The following is a 24,231-nucleotide window of genomic DNA, read 5'->3' on the forward strand; positions in this document are numbered from 1 at the left end:
GGTGCGAGCGCGCTGCCCGTCGCGCTGCCCGCGAACCCCAGCGCCGCGACCACCGCGTAGACCAGGCTGCCGCGCTCGGCCGTGCCCGCCAGCTCGGCCAGCCGCCCCGGGGTGAGCAACTCGATGGTCATCAGCACCACGCCCGACGCCGCCGCGGCCACCATGAGCCTGCGCAACATCGCACCGCCCACGGCCAGCCGTACGCCGCCGGTCACCGTGGCGGGCACCTCGCGCAGGACGCTCGCCAGCGAGCGGCGCTCGTGGGCCGGCTCGGGCAGCGCGAACACCACCACGACCAGCAGCACCACCGCCGCCACGGCGCCCAGCAGGGGCGGCGCCGCCAGCGGGAGCATGAGGGAGGGCGGCACCAGCAGCGGCAGGCCGCCGCCCACCAGCACGCCGGCACACAGGGCCACGGACTCCATCGCGCCGCCCCTGGCCAGGCCGGGCTTGAGATCGGCCTCGTGGCCCTCGATGCCGTGCAGCGTGTCGACGTACCAGGAGGTGGCGGGACCGCTGGACAGCGCCCTGGCCACGCCCTTCAGCACGCCGCTCAGCACGAACATCCAGAACGTCGTGGACACGCTCATCAGCGCCAGCCCCGCCACGGTGAACACCGCCGAGGCCGCAAGCACCATGCGCCGCCCCACGACGTCGGCCAGCCCGCCGGTGGGCAGTTCGAGGCTCACGGTCACGATCGAGAACACGGTGACGGACAGCCCGATCTGGGCCAGGCTGAGACCTCTGTCGGTCATCAGCAGGACCATGCTCGCCATCATCAGCCCCGGGGGCAGCCAGGTCAGGAAGTTGACGAGCATGTAGCGCCGTAACGCAGAACGCGCGCTCACCGCTCCTCCTTCGGCACACGGGGGAAGGCCCCCACCCAGACGTGGACGTGCGGCGTGTCGGGAGTGCCCGCGTAGCGTGCTTCGAGCTCGCGCAACATCTCCTCGGTACGCGCCATGAACTCCGTCAGAGCGGCCGGCGGCAACTGGAAGAAGTGGTCGTTGACGCCCGCCACCTCCACCCACTCCGGGGACCAGGCGGACTCGTCGAACTCGTGGATGATCCGCGTCATGCTCTCGGCCTGGCGCAGTCTCATGATCTTGACCGCCTCGCGTCCCTCCGGGGTGCCGGTCAGCTCACGGGAGTTCCACGAGGTGTAGCGGTGGCGGGCCCGCCAGCGGCGCTCGCGCCCGTCGCGCCGCTCGTCGTCCTCCTCGATGAAGCCGTACTTGAACAGCTCGCGCAGGTGGTAGCTGGTCGAGCCGGAGCTCTCGCCGACCCTGCGGCCCAGCTCGCTCGCGGTGGCCGGCCCGTCGCTGCGCAGCAGGCCGAGCAGCCTGACCCGCAGCGGGTGCGCGACGACCTTGAGCACCTGCGGGTCACTGATCTTGTATGCCTCCTCCATGCACCTGACGATAGACCGCAAAGACAATTTTGCAAAGGGATTTTTGCGATTGTGGGGACTTCTAGACTGTGAGGATGCTCGACGACATCTGGGTGGACGACTCCGTCCTCGCCCTGCGACCCGACTTCGCGGTGCTGATCATGACCGCTCACGGCCTGCGCAACGGGCCCACCGACGACCGGTCACGAGCCTGGCTGGCGGAGGCGTCGGCGGTGGAGATCCAGGCGGACAAGATCGACGCATGGAAGGACGCCTACCGGGCGTTCGGGGCCAAGCCGCAGCGCACCCGGCCCTCGGTCGACGCGCTCACGCGCAGGATGCCGCTGCCGGAGATCAACCAGGCCGTGGACGCGTACAACTCGATCAGTGTCAGGCACGCGCTGCCCATCGGCGGCGAGGACCTCGACCACTACAGAGGCACGGCGCGGCTGATCAGGGCCACCGGCGAGGAGTCCTCGGAGGAGGCGCTCGGGCAGCCGGAGCCCGGCGAGGTCATCTGGCGCGACGACACAGGAGTCACCTGCAGGAGATGGAACTGGCGCCAGGTGGTGCGCACCCGCCTCACCGAGGAGACCACCAACGCGATCTTCCTGCTCGAACGGCTTGAGCCCATGTCGCTGGAGGAGCTCAAGCAGGCAGGCGAGGAGCTCGCCGACCTTCTGTCCGAGATGTCCCCCGGACTGCGGATCGCCAGCAGGCTAGTGTCCGGCGGGAAATAAACCTCCCGTCTAGGTGTTGATATCAAATAGTAATAATCGCTGCACCACCCGGATTGACGAGGGGGACGTGACCTCTTTGCACGGTCCTGAGAGGATCGTTCGAGGCAGCACGGGTCCTTCGGCGCGTACTGCCAGTCCGGGCGAGTAGCCTTGGACAGGTTCTCTAACATCAACGCCGATCTGCGGAAGAGGGCGATTTCCGCCGTGTCGTCTGAGTCGTCGCGGACAAACCCACTGGCAAGCTTTGGTCAGAACGAATGGCTTGTCGACGAGCTGTATCAGAAGTACCTCCAGGATCCTGAGTCTGTTGACAAGGCCTGGTGGAACTTCTTCGCTGACTACAACCCTGATTACGGACCGGGCAGACCCCCGGCCAGGGAGGCGGCGAACGGCACTGTGACCGCCCCCGCACCTCCCCAGGCTCCCCCGAAGGCACCGCCTGCGGCCGAGAAGCCGAAGCAGCCGGCCACTCCGGTGCCCAAGGGCGCCGAAGAGGTCAAGCTGCGCGGCGCGGCGGCACGCACGGCGGCCAACATGGACCTGTCGCTGTCGGTTCCGACCGCGACCAGCGTCCGGGCCATCCCGGCCAAGCTGCTCATCGACAACCGCATCGTGATCAACAATCACCTCAAGCGGGGCCGCGGCGGCAAGATCTCTTTCACCCACCTCATCGGGTTCGCGATCGTCAAGGCCCTCAAGGCCATGCCGGAGATGAACCACTCCTACACGGAGGTCGATGGCAAGCCGACGCTGGTCAAGCCCGAGCACGTGGGCTTCGGCCTGGCGATCGACGTGCAGAAGAGCAACGGCGACCGCCAGCTCCTCGTCCCCTCGATCAAGGGCGCCGAGGAGATGGACTTCCGGCAGTTCTGGATCGCCTACGAGGAGGTCGTCCGCAAGGCCAGGGCCGGCAAGCTCGGCGTGGACGACTTCTCCGGCACCACGATCTCGCTGACCAACCCCGGCACGATCGGCACCGTCCACTCCGTGCCCCGCCTGATGCCCGGCCAGGGCACGATCATCGGCGTCGGCGCGATGGAATACCCGGCCGAATACCAGGGAGCCTCCCCCGACACCCTCTCGCGCCTGGCCGTCTCCAAGGTCATGACGCTGACCAGCACCTACGACCACCGGATCATCCAGGGCGCCCAGTCGGGCGACTTCCTGCGCCAGATCCACCGGTTGCTGCTGGGCGAGCACGGCTTCTACGACGAGATCTTCGAGGCGCTGCGGATCCCGTACGAGCCGGTCCGGTGGGTCCAGGACATCTCGGCCTCCCACGACGACGACGTGGCCAAGTCCGCTCGCGTGATCGAGCTGGTCCACGCCTACCGCGTACGCGGCCATCTGATGGCCGAGACCGACCCGCTCGAGTACAAGCAGCGCAAGCACCCCGACCTCGACATCCAGTCCCACGGCCTGACGCTGTGGGACCTCGAGCGCGAGTTCGCCACGGGCGGTTTCGGCGGCCGTCCGCTGATGAAGCTGCGCGAGATCCTGGGCGTGCTGCGCGACTCCTACTGCCGCACCGTCGGCATCGAGTACATGCACATCCAGAACCCCGAGGAGCGGGCCTGGATCCAGGCGCGGGTGGAGAAGCCGCACAAGTCGCCCGAGCGCGACGAGCAGCTCAACATCCTGTCGCGGCTCAACACCGCCGAGGCGTTCGAGACGTTCCTGCAGACGAAGTTCGTCGGCCAGAAGCGCTTCTCGCTGGAGGGCAGCGAGGCGCTGATCCCGCTGCTCGACTCGGTGCTCAGCGACGCCGCCGACGAGGACCTCGACGAGGTCGTCATCGGGATGGCCCACCGTGGCCGCCTCAACGTGCTGGCCAACATCGTGGGCAAGTCCTACGCCCAGATCTTCGGCGAGTTCGAGGGCAACATCGACCCGCGCACGGCGCACGGTTCGGGCGACGTGAAGTACCACCTCGGGGCGGCCGGCACGTTCACCGCGCCGAGCGGCAAGACGATCACCGCCTCGGTGGTCGCCAACCCCTCGCACCTGGAGGCGGTCGACCCGGTCCTGGAGGGCGTCGTCCGCGCCAAGCAGGACCTCCTGGAGCGCGGCGAGGAGGGCTTCACCGTCCTGCCCGTGCTCGTCCACGGCGACGCGGCCTTCGCCGGCCAGGGCGTCGTGGCCGAGACGCTCAACCTGTCGCAGCTGCGCGGCTACCGCACCGGCGGCACCGTGCACGTGGTGGTCAACAACCAGGTCGGCTTCACGACCTCGCCCGCCTCGTCCCGCTCCTCGGTCTACGCGACCGACGTGGCGCGGATGATCCAGGCGCCGATCTTCCACGTCAACGGCGACGACCCCGAGGCCGTGGTGCGCGTGGGCGAGCTGGCCTACGAATACCGCCAGACGTTCCGCAAGGACGTCGTCATCGACCTCATCTGCTACCGCCGCCGCGGCCACAACGAGGGCGACAACCCCGCCTTCACCCAGCCGCTGATGTACGACCTGATCGACGCCAAGCGCTCCACCCGCAAGCTCTACACCGAGGCCCTGATCGGCCGCGGCGACATCACGGTCGAAGAGGCCGAGCAGGCGCTGCGCGACTACCAGGCCAAGCTGGAGCAGGCGTTCACCGAGACCCGCGAGGCGGCCAAGAAGCCGCTGGAGGCGGGCGCCATGCGGGTGCCGCCGACCGAGGTCGTCAAGTGGTCCCACGAGGACACGCCGACCGCGATCAGCGACGAGACGCTCAAGCGCATCGTCGACACCCAGCTCAACCTGCCCGACGGCTTCACGCCGCACCCGCGCCTGGCGCCGGTGCTGCAGCGTCGCGGCCAGATGGTCGAGCAGGACGCGATCGACTGGGCGATGGGTGAGACGCTGGCCTACGGCTCGCTGCTCATCGACGGCCACCCGGTGCGCCTGGTCGGCCAGGACTCCCGGCGCGGCACGTTCACCCAGCGCCACGCCGTCCTGGTGGACCGGATGACCGGCGCCGACCACACGCCGCTCAAGACCTTCAACGAGGGCACCACGAAGTTCTACGTCTACGACTCGCTGCTCAGCGAGTTCGCGGCGCTCGGCTTCGAGTACGGCTACAGCGTGGTCCGGCCCGACGCCCTGGTCGCCTGGGAGGCGCAGTTCGGCGACTTCGTCAACGGCGCCCAGACGATCATCGACGAGTTCATCTCCTCCGGTGAGCAGAAGTGGGGCCAGAAGTCCTCGGTCGTGATGCTGCTGCCGCACGGCTACGAAGGTCAGGGTCCCGACCACTCCTCGGCCCGCATCGAGCGGTTCCTGCAGGTCTGCGCGCTCGACAACATGACGGTCGCGCAGCCCACCACTCCGGCCAACTACTTCCACCTGCTGCGCTGGCAGGTGGAGTCGGAGCGGCACAAGCCGATGGTGGTCTTCACGCCCAAGTCGCTGCTGCGTCACAAGGCGGCCACGTCGAAGGCGGTCGACTTCACCTCAGGCGCGTTCCAGCCGGTCCTGGGCGACACGTCCGCGGACGCAGGCAAGGTCACCAAGGTCGTGCTCACCTCGGGCCGGCTCTACTACGACCTGGCCGCGCACCGGGACAAGAGCGGCCGCGACGACGTCGCGATCGTGCGCCTTGAGCGGCTCTACCCGTTCCCGTCCGACGAGCTGGCGACCGAGCTGGCCCGTTACGGCTCCCAGGCCGAGCTGATCTGGGCCCAGGACGAGCCGGCCAACATGGGGCCGTGGCCGTACCTGACGCTCAAGCTGGCCGAGGACCCGGAGACGCTGAACGGGCGGGCGGTGCGGCGTATGTCGCGCAGGCCCAACAGCTCGCCGGCGACCGGGTCGCACAACTCGCATGACACGGAGCTCGAGGAGATCCAGCACCAGATCTTCGGCTGAGCCTGTTCCACCAGCGAGCCCCCCGGCCTCGGCCCGGGGGCTCGCTGCTGTACTGGCCGGTGTTTTCAGGAGGAACGATGTACTTCACCGATCGAGGGATCGAGGAACTGGTCGAGCGGCGGGGCGAGGAGGAGGTCAGCCTGCTGTGGCTCGGGGAGCGGTTGCGCGAGTTCGTGGACCTCAACCCGGAGTTCGAGACGCCGGTCGAACGGCTGGCGACCTGGCTGGCCCGCCTGGACGACGACGAGGACGACTGACTCCGCTCTCCCGCTTCCCCGGGCCGACCCGTTTCGGGAGAAACGCGATACATCTTGAGTTTCCATCAATCGCGACATATCGTGTCTTTAAGAGAAGCTTGACGCCTGAGAGGGGAGCGGGAGCATGCCGCAGTGGACGATCGACGAGCCCGGGCAACTGACGTTCGACCAAGTGGACTCACTTGACGTACGCATAGTCGCCGGCCGGCTGGACGTGCTGGCCAGCGACGGCCCACCCACTCTGGAGGTCGCCGAGATCGAGTCCGCCTCACCGCTCGTGGTCACCTACGACGAGGATGCCAGGACTCTCTCCATCGCCTACCGCGACCTCACCTGGGACGGCATGCTCGGCTGGCTGCGGCGCGACCGGCGCAGGACGGTGTTGTCCATCGCCGTGCCCAAGACCTGCAAGGTCAAGGCGGGCGTGGTGTCCGCGCCGGCCGTGGTGGCCGGGTTCGAGAGGCGGACCCACGTCAAGAGCGTCTCCGGCGAGATCGTCCTCGACGCGGTGAGCGGCGACGTGGTCGCCAACACCGTCTCGGGAGCCGTGGAGAGCCGGGCGATGGACGGCGACCTGTCGTTCATCAGCGTCTCGGGCGACCTGACCGTCGCCGACGGCACACCGCACCGGCTGAAAGCCAACACCGTCTCCGGCCGGGTCACGGCGGATCTCACCCTGCGCCCGACGAGTCACGTGACGTTGAACAGTGTTTCCGGTGACATCCTGGTCAGGCTGCCGGAGAACGCGGAGACGGACGTCAGCGTCAGATCCACCTCCGGCAGGCTGGTCAGCACGTTCAAGGAACTGTCCACCGCGAACGCTCCCGGCGCGAAGTCGTTGTCGGGACGTCTGGGTGGCGGCATGGCCTCACTGTCGGCCATCACGGTCTCCGGTGAGGTCACGCTGCTCAAGGGGGAGAAGGAATGAGCCCTGTCTTCGGTCACGGCCGGCTCCGGCTGTACCTGCTCAAGCTGCTGGAAGAGAGCCCGCGCCATGGCTATGAGGTCATCCGCCTGCTCCAGGACCGCTTCCTCGGCGTCTACTCGCCGTCTCCCGGCACGATCTATCCGCGTCTGGCCCGCCTGGAGGAGGAGGGCCTGGTGACGCACGAGGTGGTCGAGGGCAAGAAGGTGTTCTCGATCACCGACAAGGGCCGCGAGGAGCTGAACGAGCGACTCGACGAGCTCGACGACCTGGAGCAGGAGATCTCCGCCTCCGTACGCGACATCGCCCGCGAGGTCAAAGAGGACGTACGCGACACGGTCAAGTCGCTGCGCGACGAGCTGACCCGGATGGCCAAGGACGTACGCACCGGGGCGGTCGACGACACCCGGCTGCTGCGGGAGAAGAAGGAAGAGCTCAAGCGGCTCAGGGACCAGCAGAAACGTCAGTGGATGGAGCACGCCTACCACTGGCAGGACGAGGGCGAGCGGATCAGCAGGGAGTGGCGCAGGATCTGGTCGGAAGCCTGGGCCACGCTCGGGGGCACACCGTCCGACACCTCGGCCAACCGGGCCGAACTCGATGCCGAACTGGGCGAACTCCTGGCCGACTTCCTCGCCCAGGTCCGCGAGGAGGCGTCGGAGGCTCACCTGACCCCGGAAAAGCTGGCCGAGCTCCGTACGACGCTGCACGAGGCGAGCAGCCGCATCCACGACATCCTCGGCCGCTGACCCTCGGGGTTGCGGATGGCGGAGTGGGGCCGACACCGATTCAGGCCGGGCCAGGCGGAGCCGAGCCGACGCCGATCCAAGCGGGCCAGGCAGAGCGAGTCCCGGCTGGGCTGGGTCGGTCAGGCGGAGCGGAGTTGGTGGCGATCCAGGCGGCGCGAGTTCCGCGCGGCCTTACGTGCGTGGTAGGCGATGGGCATGTACCGCAGGCGTTCAGGCAGCCGAGGCGTCAACATCGCGACCGCATGCCCGATATGCCGCAGCCGCCGCTCCTCCCGAGCCGTCCACCGCAACCCCAGCTTCCTCCGTACGGCAGGCGGCAAGGTCCCAATGGTGACGAAGTGGTTGAACTCCCCCGCCCCCACCCCGACCGGCGCCCACAACCGGCGCAGCGGAGCCGGCAATCCAGGGGGCGCCGGGGTGCCGCGCATGACGGCCAGCACGTCGAGGGCGGTCGGATGCGCCTCCAGCCGATGGGCCACCATGTCGTCGAAGTACCGCCAGAACCCCTCCAGGTCCTGCGGCAACTCCCGCTCAGGCACCTGCAGAATCGCACCGAGCTGTCGCGACTCCGCATAGAACCGCCGCTCCTGATCCTTCGTGAACGGCGTCCCGAAATAGCGATTTAGCGTGATAAAACGCTCGAACAGCGACAGATGCACCCACGCCCACGCCTCACCGTTCAACGCGTGATAGTGCCGGCCCTGCTCATCGACCCCGCTGATCGGCTTGTGCAACTCCCTGAGCCGCCGCCCCTCCGCGGGACCATCGGCGCCGCCGTACACCCACTTCTGCACGGAGGCCAGCGTCCGCTCCAACCGCCCCCACGGATCGTCCTTGTACGTGGAGTGCTCCGCGACAGCCGCGCCGACCGCCGGATGCATGGTCTGGATGACCAGCGCGCTGCCGGCGACGAGCAGGTTGCGGTATTCGCCGGCGGTGTCCCAGTGCATCGAACCTGGGCCGAAGGGCTCAACGTCCATGATGACGGCCTCCCGGGTGATACAACTCCAACCCCTTGTATCACCCGGGAGAGCCAGAAGTAACCCTTCACTTATTCAGACGGTAAAGACGATCTTTCCGAAGATCTCCCCTTCGGCCATGGCGGCGAACCCGTCCCGCGCCTCGGCGAGCGGCAGCACCCGATCGATCTCCGGCCGCAGCCCCGTCTGCTCCAGGAACACCGCCAGCCGCCCCAGCTGCTCCCGCGTCCCCATCGTCGATCCGATCACGGACAACTGCAGGAAGAAGACCCGGTTCAGATCGGCGGGCGGCACCGCGCCGCTGGTGGCGCCGGACACGACGACGCGCCCGCCGGGCTTGAGCGACTTGAGCGAGTGGTCCCAGGTGGCCTGCCCGACGGTCTCCATGACGGCGTCCACCCGCTCGGGCAGCCGCGCCCCCGGCTCGAACACCTGGTCCGCGCCGAGCTGCCGGGCCCGCTCCCGCTTGGCCTCGGAACGGCTGGTCGCCCAGACCCGATAGCCGGCGGCCCGCCCCAGCGCGATCACCGCGGTGGCCACACCCCCGCCGGCGCCCTGCACCAGCACGGTGGAGCCGGGCTCCAGCCCGGCCTTGTCGAACAACATCCGGTACGCGGTCAGCCAGGCCGTCGGCAGGCACGCCGCGTGCTGGAACTCGAGCCCGGCCGGCTTCGGCACCAGATTGCGGCGCGGCACGGCCACCCGTTCGGCGAACGTACCGTCGTGCATCTCGGACAGCAGCGTGCGCTTGGGATCGAGCGTCTCGTCGGCCCCGGTGCCGATCACGGAGTGCACGATGACCTCGTTACCGTCCTCGTCCACCCCGGCGGCATCGCAGCCGAGCACGATCGGCAGCCGGTCCTGCCTGATGCCGACGCCCTTCAGCGTCCACAGGTCGTGATGATTGAGCGCGGCCGCCCGTACGGAGACGGTCGTCCACCCGTCAGGAGCCTTCGGCTCGGGTCGCTCGCCGAGCGTCAGTCCGGCGAGCGGGTTGTCGGGATCGGTCTGTGTGGCGGTTACGGCGAACATGGCCGCACCTTACTTCACCCCGATCACCCCCTCCCGAACCTCACCCCCCACCACCCGAACCCGCTCCACCACCCCGAACCCGAAGGTCCCGCCGCCGCATCACCATCACTTCATCGTGACCCGAACTCCCGAGATCACCTTGTCCCGGAACGACCCCGCCCCGGTGACAGCCACCAGCACATCCCCCCGGCACACCATGTCGGAAGGCCGCCCCCGCCCCCCGATCACCCCCGGCATCCTGGCCTTCTTGACGCAGTCGGGCGTCGGCACGAGCGCCACCATCCGCCCCGCCCCACCGCCGAACCACAACTGCGGTCCCACCGGATCCCCCATCGCGGTGTCACCCGGCGAGGCGAGCCGCACTCCCCCGCCGTCCGACAACACCAGGTAGCCGCCCTTCGTCACCCTCCCCTTCAGGTTCCGCGCCAGGTCCATCCGCTGGTCGAACGTCAGCCCCTCGCCCCGGTCGTACATCACCAATCGCCAAGGCCCGAACGCGAACAGCAGCACCTGCCCGTAGAACCCGGTACCGGCCTGACGCGGCCAGAGGGTCACGTTGGGGGTGTAGTTCCTGATCGGCTGCCCACCCCGCGTGATCTCCACCTCGCCCCCATAGGGAGCCGTGAACTGCCGGAATCTCCCGTCGACCCAGCCACCCACGAACGGCCGCGACCCCATCGCGTCAAGATCGAGCTCGGCCGGATACCGCACCTCGGCCCGTGCGCCGTTGGGGAACACCACCTGCGCGACCTCATCGTCGCCTTTGCGCACGCCAGGCTCGTTGAGGATGTTGGGCGAGTTGTCGAGCCGGGTCAGAGACCTGATGGGCTCGGGGGTCGCAGTCGCGGGAAGAGGCTCGGGCGGCGGATCCCGGCTGGCGAGCAGGCCGACCACGGGAATCAGCAGGAGCGCCAGGACCACCACCAGCCCCACCCACCGGCGACGGCCACGCTCGCCTACCTCGATGACGTCGAACTGGTCAGCCACGACGTTCCTAGCCCGAGTAGTGGCGGCTTGCGCCCTTGGGCTTCAGTTCAGTTGAGCGGCGACCGCCAGCGCAAGCCCTCGAACCGGGCGAAATCCTTGTCGCAGGTCACAAATTCACAACCGTGCTCGATGGCGAGTGCGGCGAGGTAGGCGTCGGGGATGAGCCTGCCCTGCGCGTCGGCTTCGCGGCAGAGCTTGACGAAGATCTCCCAGTGTCGCGGACCCGCGTGCACGACGACCGCGTGCGGCTGGTGCCGGACGGTGTCGGCGAACTGACGTGCGACCTCGAACGAGGTGGTGCCGGGGATGCGGGGATCAGTCACCACGCGGATGAAACCGTTGAGCGCGAAGTCACTCACGGCGTAGGCCTCGTCGCCGTTGAGCAGGTCCGTGAGGATGGCGTGACACCGCTCGTGGTGCTCCATGTCTCGCCGCTGCGCGTTGACGAAGACATTCGTGTCAAGCATGCGCATGACCGGCCTCCAGAACGTGCTCGATGTCCTCCTGTGCGAGAATCTCCTTTATCTCGGCCCAGGTCAGCCTGGGGCCGAATGCGGCCCCGGAGATCGGAAGCTCGATTTCTGGCCGGTCCGCCACTTCTGCGGAGCGGTTGATGAGTTGCCTCAAGGCATCCTCCATGACTGAGTTGAGACTGCGTCCGTTCTTGGCCGCGTACGCCTTCGCCTCGTTGAGGAGCGTCTCGTCGATGCGCACAGTTGTCCTCCGCATGACTCCAGCGTCCGCCGCCGACATAAAAATGTCAACTCCAGACAGTAGTCGCTCGGTCACAGAATTTGCGCCTCTGTGACCTCACCATGAGGCCACATTGACCTTCCCATCGGTGGTGACCCGCACCACCTGCCCCACCAGCTCCCGCCCCTCCGCCTCCACCAGCGACTCCGCCTCGGAGACCACCGCGTAGGCCCGCCCCCCGGGCACCTCCACCACGACGAACCCCTTCTCGGCCGCGCCCTCCCGCCCATGCGCCACCGTGTACCCGGCCACCACCCCTTCCCCCGAGTACGCCCCCACGACCGGCACCCCTTCGGCCACGTACACCGGCGCCGCGTCCCCCAGCAGCCCGCCAGGCTCGCTCGACCACACCGCGTATGTGTGCTTGGTCAGATGCATCCCCACCCCGGTCACCAGCCCGTGCCCCGACTGCGCCCGCAGCAGCCCCGCCATGGTGGCGGTGGAATGCAGCACGTAGTCGCTGGCGGGCCCGCCCGCGTACGGCAGCCCCCCGGTGACCGTGAGCCCCCGCGGATCCAGCGGATCGAGCCCGATCGCGTCGCACGCCTGCCGCAACGCGATCGCGAAACAGCTGTACAGGTCGAGCGCGTGCATGTCATGAAGCCCCAGCCCGGCCCGCTCGAAGGCGACGCGGGCGGCGGCGGCGATGGCCGGCGAGGAGCCGAGCGCGGGCCTGGCGGCCACCTCCCACGTGTCCTCCGCGTACGCCCACCCGCGCAGATAGACCCGCCGCTCCCGCGGCACCCCCAGCCGGTCGGCCAGCGCCGAGCTGGCCAGGACGACGGCCGCCGCCTGGTCCACCTCCAGCACGGCCACGGTGCTGCGACTGTAGGGCCAGCCGACGAACCGATCGCCGACCAGCTCAGCGGGGGTGCGGGCGGTCCTGCGCCACGCGTACGGGTTCGCCGCCGCCACCTCCGTCATCGGCGCCATCATCAGCCCCCGCGAGCGCATCTCCTCCTCGATCGCGACCCCGCCCGCCGCCCGCCACGCCGTCTCCATGATCGGATAGGTGTGCACCGGCAGGAACAACCCGTGCGCCAGCTCGGTGGGATGCGGCGGCCGCTCCCATCCGTACGGGGGCTTGGGGTCGGCGGCATGACTCCACTGCACATGCTCCCCCGCCTTCCTGTACGCCCGGCGCGTCGCCAGCGCCTCGGCCCCCGTGACCAGCGCGGAGTCCAGTTCGCCCGCCGCGATCCCGGCCGCCGCCGCCCCGATGAGCAGTTGCGGAGCCGTACCGCCCACTTTGGAGTAGGCCTGGTGGCGCGGCGCCGCGCCGAGACGCTCGGCCAGGCGGCCGACCGGCGAGTCGTACTGCCAGGAGTCGGTGTGCACGATCTGGATCGAGTCGAGCCGCTCGACCGGGAGCCGCGCGTCGGAGGACGCCGCGCGCGCCACCGACTCCCACAGGTCCAGCGGCTCCGGCCCCGGCTGCTCGCGAATGGTGAGTTGGGCGATGCCAATGAGACAGGGCGTGCGTGGGTCCATACCGGCCATCTAACCAGAACAACGTTCGGTTGATAAGGAGTGGCGTCTGATAATTCGCGTTACCGCTGTTGCCACAGAAAATCAATCCTGGCGTTGACCTGCGGAAATGCCAATCAGTAATACATGCGAACTCGCTATTTACATAACGGAACGGAACCGGCCCATGCTTTTTCATGTCGCCGGATGTCGCGATTCATTAACGTGCCGAACGTTTTCCTGGCCTATCGGGGCACAGCACCCCGCTCTGGGCCGCAGAAAGCTGAGAGGAGCTCCATGCATTCCCGAGCAAGGCGCATCGCGATCCCCTCGACGTGACCTCCAGAGGCGTCAAGGGCAGCAACGACGCCCCCGACGGGCCCGCCGGGTCGATTCCGCCGATCGGCGGGGAGAAGACGAAGGCCAAGAAGAGCAGGCAGGTCAACCTGCCGAACACCGTCGGCCGCGTCTTCTTCACGCTGCCGAAGGTCGACCCGCGCAACCCGAAGAACTGGCGTTACTGCTCGGCCAGTTCGGTGCAGGGCAAGTACCGCAACCTCGTGGCGACCTCCGCCCACTGCGTGTACGACGTCAAGAAGAACAGCTTCTACGACAACTGGATCTTCATCCCGTCGTACTGGGACGGCGACAGCGTCTGGAACGGCAAGGCGCCCTACGGCATCTACGCCGCCAAGACCTTCAACGCGCACGACGACTTCGTGGTGAAGGAGGACTACGACTACGACTACGCGTTCGTCAACGTCTTCAACGGCATCAAGGTCAGCTGGGAGAGGGCCGGCCACCGCTGGAAGTGGACCGTCAAGAACGTCGGCCGGCTCGGTGACAACGTCGGCGGCCAGGGCTTCGCCTGGAACAGGAGCACGAAGCTGGAGGTGTTCTCCTTCGGCTACCCGGCGGGCGAGCACCCCGACGGCGACAAGCCGTACACCGGCCGCACGATGAAGTACTGCTACGGCAGGACCAAGCCGATGCCCGAGGCCAGGAAGTACAACCTCCAGGAGCACACCGGGGTTAGGTGCTCCTTCACCGCCGGCGCGAGCGGCGGCCCGTTCCTCTACGACTACAGGAGCGCGTCGCGCACCGGCTATCTGGTCGGCGTCAACAGCGTCGCATGGGACACCGACGGTAACGACCGCTACGACCACATCTCCTCGCCGTACTTCAACACCGACACCTACAACGTCTACAAGGCCGCCGCCAACCGCTGGACCGGCAACATGCCTTGATCAAGTTGGCACCCCAGACCCCGGCTCCCCTGGATCCGGGGTCTTCCCCTGCCATCTGAATGGGTGGCGTGCGCCACTCCGGCAGCGCCGAAAGCGCGCAGAAAGCGGCCGAATTACCCCAACGCGGACGTTCGCACAAACCAGCACTGACCTGCGAGAACACCATCGAACTAATGATCGTTTACGCGTATCGGGAGTGTTCGGCTGACGTCATCCTTATAGTTCACGATGCACGCTTGATCAGGTAACGAATCTCTATCCGAGCTGCAATACAGTCTGTACATCTGGAAAAATCCACCCTTACAGCCCTAAGAAAGGCATTTCATGATCCCCCGAGCCAGGCACTTCGTGGCCGCTGCCATCAGCAGCGCGCTGCTGGTGTTGCCTGCGTTCACGGGGATCGCCGACGCCGCACCGGCGAGCCAGGTCTACGCGGTCCCGCTGGCCAAGACGCTCACGGACGTGAAGCGGGTCGCCGACTACTGGAAGCCCGACCGCCTCAAGAAGGCCGACACCTACAGCCCGGCCACACCCGGCAGCACCGCATCCCCCTCGACCTCCTCGGCCGCCTCCTCCTCCGGCCCCGCCGCGCCCATCGCCGCGATCAAGCGCACGACCGCCGCTCAGGGCGTCGCGCCCACGCTGCCGAGCAAGGGCAGCGCCGCCAGGACCATGGGCAAGGTCTTCTTCGTCTCCGGCGGCCAGGAGCACTGGTGCTCGGCCAGCTCGGTCGCGGCCAAGAACCGCAGCGTCGTCGCCACGGCCGGGCACTGCGCGTACGACTCGCGCCAGGCCAAGCCGACCGACTACTGGATCTTCGTCCCCAATCCCGGCCCCAACGGCGAGACGCCCGACGGCATCTACGTGGGCGCCTCGGTCAGCGTGCACGAGGACTGGTCGGGCAAGTCCGACTACGACTACGACTACGCGTTCGTCACCGTGCACCGCGGCTTCACCTGGGTCGCCAAGGACGGCACCTACGTCATGCAGGACGTCGGCCGCCTCCAGGACAACGTGGGCGGCCAGGGGCTGGAGCTGAACAAGAAGCCCGGCACGTACACCGCGGTTCCCTTCGGCTACCCGGCCGGCATGCAGCCCGACCGCTCGCAGCCGTTCAACGGCACGGCCCTGCGCAGGTGCCCGCAGCGCGCCACCCGCTACACGGTGGCCCCCGGCCGCGACGTGCAGAAAGGCGTGGAGCTCGCGCCGTGCGACTTCAGCGCCGGCGCCAGCGGCGGCCCGTGGCTGATCGGCTACGACGACACGCGCAGGCTCGGCAGCCTGAACGGCGTCAACAGCCTGACCTGGAACAGGGACGCCGAGGGCCGCTACGACGCGGTGTCGTCCCCGTTCTTCGACACCACCACCGGAGAGGTGTACCGACACGCCGCAGGGCTGTCCATCCTCTCAAATGTGACCTAAGTCACAGAAACGACGCAATCACTGCGGGTGATCAGCCAGTTCTATGTCTCGGCAGGGTAACGACGCACCCTTGGACCGTTGACATGATCTACCGGTAATTCACACAACCAGAGTCAAACCGATAGGTTCCGGGCTGTCCGTTTGCTGAGTTTTGGGGGTGCAACAGGCGCCTCATGTCAGCGCAACCTGGAGTCACCTTGAAGCGAATCCTTCTTCCCGCCGGCGCGACCGTCCTCGCGACCGGTCTGCTCGCCGCCGGTCTTTCCGGTACGGCGCAGGCTGACGGCGACATCGCCCACGACCCGATGGCCCGCAACAACTCCGACGCCGTCTCCGTCGCCTCCTTCTGGCTGGCCTCGAACGGCGCGGCGCTCCGGTCCGCCACGCAGTACACGTGGGACTCGAAAGAGGTTCGGAAGGTCGTCTCCAAGGGCGGCGCCGACCCTGACGGCAAGCCCGGCATCACGGCGCCGACCGGTGAGACCAAGTCCACCGCCAAGGCCCAGAACGTCAACCTGCCCAAGACCATCGGCAAGGTCTTCTTCGTCGACGCCCACGGCAAGTTCCGCTGGTGCTCGGCCTCCTCCATCCAGTCGGCCAACCGCAACCTGGTCGCCACCGCCGGCCACTGCGTGTACGACACCGACAGCGACCAGGACATGCTGGACAACTGGGTCTTCGTCCCCGGCTACTACCAGGGCAAGACGCCCTGGGGCATCTACGTGGGCAAGCAGGCCTTCACCCACTTCGACTTCGACACCTACGAGGACTACGACCGCGACTACGCGTTCGTCACCGTTTACAACGGCGTCCAGTTCGACGGTGTCAAGCAGGTGGACCGCAGGGACTTCGAGCACTTCACCGGGCCGAAGAAGGCTTGGGGCGGGCACTACTACATCCTGCTGTCGAAGGACGGGGGCCGCCTCGGCGACGCCGTCGGCGGTCAGGGCTTCGCCTGGAACCAGCCCACCGGCAAGGCCGTACGCACCTTCGGTTACCCGTCGGCCCCGCACCCCGACGGCAACAAGCCGTACAGCGGCGTGACGCCGAAGCACTGCTACGGCACCACCACCGCCAAGCAGGTCGGGGCTCCCTGGCTCAAGATCGAGGAGCACGTCGGCCTCAAGTGCGCCGTGACCCCCGGCTACGACGGCGGCGTGTGGCTCCTGAACTACAGCAACGCCAAGCGCCTCGGTTACGTCAACGGCGTCACCAGCACGTTCGCCGACCAGGACGGCAACGACCGCATCGACTACATCACCTCGCCGTACTTCGACGGCGAGACGAGTGCGGTGTACAAGGCGGCCTCGGGCCCGTCCGCCACGTCCGGCCGGATCGTCGGCCCGCACGGCGAGCTGTACAAGTAAGCAGTAAGCCCCGCCCAGGGACAAAGGCGAGGACCTCGGTACTTCCGAGGTCCTCGCCTTTTTGTATGCGCCGGGCTTTTTGTATGCGCCAGGCGCCGGCTCCACGCACCAGAGCGCCCCTGCCACCGCAGAGGGACGCGGCCGACCTCCGGGCGCCCCATGGGCCGAGAAGGCTTTCAGAAGCCCCTCAGGGCCGTCGGCCGTGCACACGAACGGCCCGCTCGACCGGCCCCACATCCCCGATGAGCTCGGGATTCTGAACGTTCCAAACCGCGAGCCTGAAGATCACCTGTGAGGATCGGATCATCTTAGACGGGTTGGGCTCCAATCTGGTTCCTGTGATCCGAGTCACAATCAACCGATTACACAGAGCGATCGTGCGCTAACGGCACATCCGTCCCAGCAGTAACAATGGCTGCATACCCTGCGAAAACGTAACCTTGTCATCACAACGCGCAAAGGTCTCTGACTGGTAACGGAAAGGTCACGGCGGTAACAGCGGCTACCAGATCTCCCAAACCGGGTTCCACCTGCGGAGATCTCCACGCTATGTTCCTTGCTATCCCTTTACTGACGCATGGGACGCAAGTTGCGACCCACGACAGAGCAAGGAGCAGTTCCCTTGAAGCGCATCCTCATCCCCGCCGGTGGCGCCATTCTGGCCACCGGCCTCCTGGCCGCTGGCCTCGCCAGCACGGCTTCCGCCGCGTCGGACGTTGCCAAGGACGACCTGGCGACCTCCGCGGCCAACGCGAACGCCATCGCCGCGTTCTGGGCGGACAACAACGGCACGGCCCTCAAGGCCGCCACCGAGTCCAACATCTGGGACAGCAAGACTGACGTCGCCAAGATGGTGAGCAAGGGTGGCGCCACGACGGACACCAAGCCGGGCCTGACCGCTCCGACCGGCGAAGAGAAGAAGACCTCGACCAAGACGCAGAACGTCAACATGCCGAAGACCATCGGCAAGGTGTTCTTCGTCAACGGCAAGGGCGAGAAGAAGTGGTGCTCCGCCACCTCGATCCAGTCGCAGTACCGCAACCTGGTCGCCACGGCCGGTCACTGCGTGTACGACACTGGTGCGAACGCTGACACCATGGACAAGTGGGTCTTCGTCCCCGGTTACTACCAGGGCAAGTCTCCTTGGGGCATCTACGTGGGCAAGCAGGCCTTCACCCACTACGACTTCGACGTTTACGAGGACTACGACCGCGACTACGCGTTCGTGACCGTTTACAACGGCGTCAAGGTGGACGGCAGCGAGTCCAGCAAGAACGTCTCCAAGGCCGAGTGGGACAAGTACACCGGCCTCAAGGACGCCAAGGACGTCGAGATCAGCCGCGAGGAGTTCCGCGCCGGCAAGCTCGACCCCACGTCGTCCGAGTCCTTCTTCCGTAAGCCGGGTTCGGCGCCTGAGGCGACCGGCCCCGACTACCCGGGTGCTGAGGTCGGCAAGGTCGAGGTCTCTGAGACCAAGTACAAGGCTGCCCCGCTCGGCAAGCGCAACGGTGCCAAGTTCGGTGAGCCTGTCACCGAGAACGTGACCGCCAGCGAGGCCGCGGCGTACAAGGCCCTGCAGGAGAAGGACGCGGAGAAGTACCCCGCGCTCGTCAAGACTGACCCTCGCGGCAACTCGACGATCACGCACTTCTTCACCCAGCAGTGGTACAAGCCGGGCACCGACACGAAGTACTACAAGACGGTGTTCTACGTCATCGACCACAAGTCCCTGGACGCTGGTCGTCTGGGCGACGCTGTGGGCGGTCAGGGCTTCGCGTACAACCAGCCCACCGGCAAGGCCACCCGGGTGTTCGGTTACCCGGCCTCGGCTCACCCTGACGGCAACAAGGCCTACACCGGCGTTACGCCGAAGTGGTGCTACGGCACCACCTCGAAGAAGCTGGTCGGCTCCGCCGCCAAGAAGATCGAGGAGCACCTGGCCCTCAAGTGCGCCATGACTGAGGGCGCCGACGGTGGCCCGTGGCTGTACAAGTACAGCAACGCCAAGCGTCTCGGTTACGTGAACGGTGTCACCAGCACCTTCAACGACCAGGACAGCAACGGCCGCGTGGACTACATCTCCTCGCCGTACTTCGACGGCGAGACGAACACCGTCTACAAGGCTGCCGCTGCCGCTTGGTCCGGCAAGCTTGTCTAAGTAGCGGATAGCGACCGGACCTAGACCGTTCGTATAACCGTTACACGCGAAGGGGCCCGGCATCCTGCCGGGCCCCTTCTGCTTTCCCCCGGAAAGTGAAGGCGTTTGGACGCATGGGAGGTCCATACGGTGCCATCAACGTGATGTGATCTGCGTCACATTGCCCCCCATAACTGAATCAAGAGGACGTCTCGACCCCGCGAGCCCCACTCACAACTTCCTTATGGGTGATCTGGGCAAACGGTCGAGAGGCGAGCTTCCCTCGACTCCTGGGCATCAGCCACCTAAACATCACAGAACGATCACACCCGGCTTGTCGCCTCTTTTCCTTTCAAAGCGGCTACCCGAGTTCAAGATCGACACTGTATGTTCCTGGCTATCCCTTTACTGACGCATGGGACGCAGAAGGCGTTCCACGACAGCGCAAGGAGTTACCGTGAAGCGCATCCTCCTCCCCGCCGGTGGCGCCATTCTGGCCACCGGTCTCCTGGCCGCCGGCCTGGCCACTACGGCTCAGGCTGACGACACCATCGCGAACGCTGACCTGGCGAAGACCCAGGCTCAGGCCGAAGAGACCGTCGAGTTCTGGACCAAGTCCAACAACGCGGCGCTCAAGGGCGCGGTGGCCTTCAACCCGGACGCCCTCGAGGTCTCGAAGACTTCGATGGGTGGTGGATATAGCTCCGACACCAAGGCAGGCCTGACGGCCCCCATCGGCGAGGAGAAGAAGTCCACCGCCAAGGTCCAGAACGTGAACCTGCCGAAGACCATCGGCAAGGTGTTCTTCGAGGGCCGTGACAGCAAGCTGTACTGGTGCTCCGGCACCTCGATCCAGTCGCAGTACCGCAACCTGGTCGCCACCGCTGGTCACTGCGTCTACGACGTGGTGTCCAACCAGGAAGTCGTGTCCCGCTGGGTCTTCGTCCCCGGTTACTACCAGGGCAAGACGCCGTGGGGCCTGTACGTGGGCAAGCAGGCGTTCACCCACTACGACTTCGAGGTCTACGAGGACTACGACCGCGACTACGCGTTCGTGACCGTCTACGACGCCCTGGGCGGCACGCTCAAGGAGCCGAAGAAGGTTACTCGCGCGGAGTGGAAGTCGTACGACGGCGAGAAGCTGGAGAAGAAGGCGACCGAGGTCTCCTGGAAGGAGTACAAGGCAGGCAAGCTCAACCCTGAGACCTCCGAGTACTACGACAGGATCGACCCCAAGGACCCCGAGGGCGCTGGCCCCAACTACCCCGGTGCCGAGCTGGTCAAGGACGAGGTCACCAGGACTGAGTACCTGGCGGCCAAGACCGGCAAGGGCCAGGGCCGCAAGTACGGCGCGCCCGAGGTCGAGCAGGTGACCTACAACGAGGCTCTCGCCTACATCGTGGGTCAGGGCTGGGAAGCGGCGAAGCCCGAGGTTCCCGCCACTCCCACCACGCCGGCTGTGCCGGCTGTGCCGGAGAAGCCGGCAGTTCCCAACGCCGAGTTCCCCGGCACCGTCAAGCTCGACCGGCACGGCAACTCCACCATCACGCACTTCTACGTGCAGCAGTGGCAGAAGCCGGGCAGCGCGAAGAAGTTCGTCCGCTACGACTACTACATCGTCGTCAGCGGCCTGAAGAGCGCTGGCCGTCTCGGCGACAACGTCGGTGGCCAGGGTGTCGCGTGGAACCAGCCTTCCGGCAAGTACGTGCGCACCTTCGGTTACCCGCAGGGTTCGCACCCGGACGGCAACAAGCCCTACACCGGCGTTACGCCGAAGTGGTGCTACGGCAAGACCGCGCACAAGGCTCTGCAGGTCCCCGCCCGTAAGGTCGAGGAGCAGCAGTCGTTCAAGTGCGCCGTGACCTCTGGCTACGACGGTGCCCCGTGGCTGTACAAGTACAGCAACGCCAAGCGTCTCGGCTACGTCAACGGTGTCACCAGCCTCATCGCTGACACCGACAAGAACGGCCGCTACGACACGATCACCACGCCGTACTTCGACGGTGAGGCCGCTGCGATCTACAAGGCCGCTTCGGTCTCGTGGTCCGGCAAGCTCGTCAAGTAGTACAGCAAGGCGATCCGGAACTGTGACCTAGTCACCGTTCGGTAGCGAACCGAAGGCCCGGCATCCTGCCGGGCCTTTTGGTCTTTCTGGTGAAATTGATAATTTCAGTTACCAGAGTTACTAAAGGGTCGATAGGGTCTTTACACCCCCTTTTGACGACTGTGGAGTCTTCCTTGAAGCGCCTGCTCATCCCCCTCGTATCCGCCGGCCTGAGCGCCGCCATCGTGGCCACGCCCGCCAGCGCCCAGCCGCACTGGGCCACCGACAACCTGACTCCCAAACCAGCCGACGCGTACGGCGCCGCAGCCTTCTGGCTCGACGCCAACGGCGCCGCCCTCCGCAAGGCGACGCAGTACACCTCCGTGGACTCCCAGGACGTCCCCAAGCTGGTCAGCTCCCAGAGCAAGGGCGCCCCCGACGGCAAGCCCGGCATGACGGGCCCCACCACCACCGCCAAGGCCACGACCAGCAAGAACGTCAACCTGCCCAAGACCATCGGCAAGGTCTTCTTCCTCGACGGAGGCGGCCACTACCGCTGGTGCTCCGCCACCTCCATCCAGTCCAGGAACCGCAACCTGGTCGCCACCGCGGGCCACTGCGTCTTCGAGAACGGCAAGGACGACGTCTACGACAAGTGGGTGTTCGTCCCGGGTTACTACCAGGGCAAGGCCCCGTGGGGCGTGTACGTCGGCGCCTACGCGTACACGGCCTATGACCTCGACACCTACGACGACTACGACGGCGACTACGCCTTCGTGGCCGTGCACAACGGCTTCTCCCTGGCCGGCGAGAAGGACGTCACGCGCAGGGAGTACAAGGAGTGGGTCGGTGACAAGTGGCTGAGGCCGCGCGAGATCACCCACGAAGAGTTCGTCAAGTGCCAGCTCAACCTGGGCGAATGCTGGTCGCAGGGCCAGGGCGAGCCCTCGCTGGTCGGCCCCGACCACCCCGACGCGGTGCTGGAGAAGGTCGAGGTCGCCAAGGGCACCTACGACGCCGCCAGGACCGGCAGGGGGCAGGGCTTCAAGTTCGGTGAGCCCGTCGTCGAGCAGCTCACCAAGACCCAGTGGGAGGCCTACAAGGGCCCGGGGGCCAAGGGCACGGGCCCCGACAAGCTGGGCAACTACACGGTCGTCCACTACTACACCCAGCGGTGGGTCAAGCCGGACTCCGGGCGCCGGTACTTCGAGGCCCACTGGGTCGTCGGCGTGGCCAAGGACATGGGCCGGCTCGGCGACGTCGTCGGCGGTCAGGGCTTCTCCTGGAACCAGCCGCTGAACCAGCCGGTGACCGCCTTCGGCTACCCCCGCGACCTGCACCCCAACGGCGACCGCCAGTTCACCGGCGTGACGCCCAAGTGGTGCGCGGGCAAGACCGGCACCAAGACCTACCAGGTCAACACGTTCAAGGTCGAGACCCACCAGGTGCTCAAGTGCTCCATGACCGGTGGCGCCGACGGCGGCCCTTGGCTCCTGAAGTACAACAACGGCAAGCGCACCGGCTACGTCAACGGCGTGACCAGCATGTTCCACGACAACGACGAGAACGGCCGCATCGACTACATCAGCTCGGCCGTCTTCGACGGTGAGACGGCTGACGTCTACAACAAGGCCAACTACCAGGCCACCAAGTCGATCGTCAGCCCGAAGGGCGAACTGCTGCAGTAAGACGGAACGGCCCGGGCCTGGTCAGGCCCGGGCCGTTCGCGTCACACCGCGGTGAGCTCCCGTGTGCGCTCACGCAGCGCCATCACGGGCCGCTCGTTCTTGTACGGCTCCAGCCGCCGCCGCAGATCGGCGGCATAGGACCGCGAGCGAACCGACTGCAGCTCGCTGGCCAGCATCAGCGCGCCGGCCGCGGCCGTGCACGCCTCTTCCAGCTCCCCGCACTGCAGCAGCCCGGCGGCCAGCAGCGAGAGGTTGAACATCCGGCCTCGCACGTAACGGGAGTCCATGTCGAGAGAGCGCCGCGCCTGGCGGACGACCCGCTCGCCCTCCCCGTTGAGGTCTCGGAAACAGTGGGCGAATTTGGCGGACAGGTAAGCCTCGTCGAAGTAGCTGAGCCACTTGGGCTCCTCGGCGGGCTTGCGGGAATCGAAGGCGCACTCGGCCTCGTGCAGGGAGACGCCGCAGGAGCGGGCGTCGCCCAGGCCGGCGTGCGCGTGGGCCTCCAGGACGTGCGCGGAGGCCAGGAGCGTGTGCACGCCTGCCCGGCGGGCCGCCATCTGGGCGGCTCTGGCCAGGTCGAGGGCGTGGGCGAGCTGGCCCATGTAGATGGCCTGGTGTGCCATCCCGGCCAGGATCTCGCTGCCCAGGGTCTGGTCGTCGGCGCCCCTGGCCAGGCGGAGGGCCTGGATCAGGTAACGCTGGGCGAGACCGTGCTGCTCCATGTCGTAGGCCATCCAGCCCGCCAGGCGGGTCAGCTCGGCGGCCGCGGCGGCGAGCTGTCTGCCGGTGGACTCTCCGTATGAGCCGTCCTTGAGCAAGGGGGAGACGGCGGTGTCGAGATATTTGACCACGGACGAGCGGACGCGCCCGCTGCCGAATCGATTGTCGAGCTCACCGAACGATCGGGTGACCTCATGGATGGCGGCGATGTCGGCGCGGCCCACCCGCCGCAGTCCGATGCCGCTCGGACGTCCCTCAGAGGGGGACGTCAACCAACGTACGGCTCCAACGGAGCCTGCTCCTATCGCGAACGTCGAGTCGATCAGAAACCTCCGTCTCTCTACATCGGCCCTCCACAGCGCCGTCACGGTCGCGACCCCCTCCTGCCACGTGTGCGTGAACTCCTGTCCGAGATCGAGGGGCGTGATGATGGCAGGCATGCCCAGGTCCTCTGAGGTGACCGGTCTGCCTAGCCGTAGCGCG

20 protein-coding genes are annotated in these 24,231 nt (G+C 67.0%); 11 read left to right on the plus strand and 9 right to left on the minus strand.

Going from position 1 to position 24,231, the window contains the following annotated elements:
- Nucleotides 1-848, minus strand: an 848-nt coding sequence (locus ACFPZ3_RS54375; RefSeq protein WP_379522328.1) for an MFS transporter, incomplete at its 3' end; no start/stop codon positions are given.
- Nucleotides 845-1,411: a winged helix-turn-helix domain-containing protein gene (locus ACFPZ3_RS54380; RefSeq protein ID WP_379522329.1), complete on the minus strand. Its 567-nt coding sequence runs from the start codon at nt 1,409-1,411 to the stop codon at nt 845-847. The genes ACFPZ3_RS54380 and ACFPZ3_RS54375, both read right to left, overlap by 4 nt.
- Before the next feature lie 74 nt (nt 1,412-1,485).
- On the opposite strand from ACFPZ3_RS54380, the gene ACFPZ3_RS54385 reads away from it, so the two are divergent.
- The 5 genes from ACFPZ3_RS54385 to ACFPZ3_RS54405 all read left to right on the plus strand — a co-directional run bounded on the left by ACFPZ3_RS54385 (nt 1,486) and on the right by ACFPZ3_RS54405 (nt 7,904).
- The gene (locus ACFPZ3_RS54385; protein WP_379522330.1) at nt 1,486-2,130 is read left to right on the plus strand and encodes a B3/B4 domain-containing protein; all 645 of its coding nucleotides are present in this window, start codon (nt 1,486-1,488) and stop codon (nt 2,128-2,130) included.
- A gap of 204 nt (nt 2,131-2,334) precedes the next feature.
- A complete protein-coding gene (locus tag ACFPZ3_RS54390) occupies nt 2,335-5,973 on the plus strand; it encodes a multifunctional oxoglutarate decarboxylase/oxoglutarate dehydrogenase thiamine pyrophosphate-binding subunit/dihydrolipoyllysine-residue succinyltransferase subunit (RefSeq protein WP_379522331.1) in 3,639 nt (1,212 codons plus the stop codon).
- A gap of 77 nt (nt 5,974-6,050) precedes the next feature.
- Complete coding sequence (locus ACFPZ3_RS54395; protein WP_344894470.1) at nt 6,051-6,230, plus strand: DUF6104 family protein; 180 nt, start codon at nt 6,051-6,053, stop codon at nt 6,228-6,230.
- A gap of 124 nt (nt 6,231-6,354) precedes the next feature.
- Nucleotides 6,355-7,158: a DUF4097 family beta strand repeat-containing protein gene (locus ACFPZ3_RS54400; RefSeq protein WP_379522332.1), complete on the plus strand. Its 804-nt coding sequence runs from the start codon at nt 6,355-6,357 to the stop codon at nt 7,156-7,158.
- Nucleotides 7,155-7,904: a PadR family transcriptional regulator gene (locus ACFPZ3_RS54405; RefSeq protein WP_379522333.1), complete on the plus strand. Its 750-nt coding sequence runs from the start codon at nt 7,155-7,157 to the stop codon at nt 7,902-7,904. Before ACFPZ3_RS54400 ends, ACFPZ3_RS54405 begins: the two co-directional genes overlap by 4 nt.
- A gap of 119 nt (nt 7,905-8,023) precedes the next feature.
- On the opposite strand, the gene ACFPZ3_RS54410 is transcribed toward ACFPZ3_RS54405, so the two are convergent.
- The 6 genes from ACFPZ3_RS54410 to ACFPZ3_RS54435 all read right to left on the minus strand — a co-directional run bounded on the left by ACFPZ3_RS54410 (nt 8,024) and on the right by ACFPZ3_RS54435 (nt 13,147).
- Complete coding sequence (locus tag ACFPZ3_RS54410; RefSeq protein WP_379522334.1) at nt 8,024-8,884, minus strand: oxygenase MpaB family protein; 861 nt, start codon at nt 8,882-8,884, stop codon at nt 8,024-8,026.
- Nucleotides 8,885-8,959: 75 nt separating this feature from the next.
- Nucleotides 8,960-9,916 (minus strand): zinc-binding dehydrogenase, encoded by a 957-nt coding sequence (locus ACFPZ3_RS54415; protein WP_379522335.1) that lies wholly within the window; start codon nt 9,914-9,916, stop codon nt 8,960-8,962.
- Between the two features lie 105 nt (nt 9,917-10,021).
- Nucleotides 10,022-10,903 carry a hypothetical protein gene (locus ACFPZ3_RS54420; RefSeq protein WP_379522336.1) on the minus strand — a complete coding sequence of 294 codons (882 nt, stop codon included), beginning with the start codon at nt 10,901-10,903 and terminating at the stop codon, nt 10,022-10,024.
- A gap of 47 nt (nt 10,904-10,950) precedes the next feature.
- Nucleotides 10,951-11,376: a type II toxin-antitoxin system VapC family toxin gene (locus ACFPZ3_RS54425; protein ID WP_379522337.1), complete on the minus strand. Its 426-nt coding sequence runs from the start codon at nt 11,374-11,376 to the stop codon at nt 10,951-10,953.
- Nucleotides 11,363-11,617 (minus strand): hypothetical protein, encoded by a 255-nt coding sequence (locus tag ACFPZ3_RS54430; protein WP_379522338.1) that lies wholly within the window; start codon nt 11,615-11,617, stop codon nt 11,363-11,365. The genes ACFPZ3_RS54425 and ACFPZ3_RS54430 overlap by 14 nt, the downstream gene beginning before the upstream one ends.
- 96 nt (nt 11,618-11,713) lie before the next feature.
- A complete protein-coding gene (locus tag ACFPZ3_RS54435) occupies nt 11,714-13,147 on the minus strand; it encodes an acetyl-CoA synthetase (RefSeq protein WP_379522339.1) in 1,434 nt (477 codons plus the stop codon).
- Nucleotides 13,148-13,458: 311 nt separating this feature from the next.
- Here ACFPZ3_RS54435 and ACFPZ3_RS54440 point away from each other — a divergent pair, with 311 nt between their 5' ends.
- The 6 genes from ACFPZ3_RS54440 (at nt 13,459) to ACFPZ3_RS54465 (ending at nt 23,028) form a co-directional block, all read left to right on the plus strand.
- Nucleotides 13,459-14,370 carry a trypsin-like serine peptidase gene (locus ACFPZ3_RS54440; RefSeq protein WP_379522340.1) on the plus strand — a complete coding sequence of 304 codons (912 nt, stop codon included), beginning with the start codon at nt 13,459-13,461 and terminating at the stop codon, nt 14,368-14,370.
- A 324-nt stretch (nt 14,371-14,694) separates the two neighbouring features.
- Nucleotides 14,695-15,792 carry a trypsin-like serine peptidase gene (locus ACFPZ3_RS54445; protein WP_379522341.1) on the plus strand — a complete coding sequence of 366 codons (1,098 nt, stop codon included), beginning with the start codon at nt 14,695-14,697 and terminating at the stop codon, nt 15,790-15,792.
- Between the two features lie 197 nt (nt 15,793-15,989).
- Nucleotides 15,990-17,159 (plus strand): trypsin-like serine peptidase, encoded by a 1,170-nt coding sequence (locus ACFPZ3_RS54450; protein ID WP_379522342.1) that lies wholly within the window; start codon nt 15,990-15,992, stop codon nt 17,157-17,159.
- A 622-nt stretch (nt 17,160-17,781) separates the two neighbouring features.
- Nucleotides 17,782-19,317 (plus strand): trypsin-like serine peptidase, encoded by a 1,536-nt coding sequence (locus ACFPZ3_RS54455; protein WP_379522343.1) that lies wholly within the window; start codon nt 17,782-17,784, stop codon nt 19,315-19,317.
- Between the two features lie 436 nt (nt 19,318-19,753).
- On the plus strand, nt 19,754-21,361 hold the full coding sequence (locus ACFPZ3_RS54460) for a trypsin-like serine peptidase (RefSeq protein ID WP_379522344.1): 1,608 nt from the start codon (nt 19,754-19,756) through the stop codon (nt 21,359-21,361).
- Nucleotides 21,362-21,534: 173 nt separating this feature from the next.
- Nucleotides 21,535-23,028, plus strand: coding sequence for a trypsin-like serine peptidase (locus tag ACFPZ3_RS54465; RefSeq protein ID WP_379522345.1), 1,494 nt, complete (start codon nt 21,535-21,537; stop codon nt 23,026-23,028).
- A 41-nt stretch (nt 23,029-23,069) separates the two neighbouring features.
- Here the strand turns inward: ACFPZ3_RS54465 and ACFPZ3_RS54470 are convergent, their stop codons facing one another.
- Nucleotides 23,070-24,020, minus strand: coding sequence for a hypothetical protein (locus tag ACFPZ3_RS54470; protein ID WP_379522346.1), 951 nt, complete (start codon nt 24,018-24,020; stop codon nt 23,070-23,072).
- Nucleotides 24,021-24,231: the final 211 nt, after the last annotated feature.

The sequence above is a fragment of the Nonomuraea insulae genome (genome assembly GCF_042656245.1).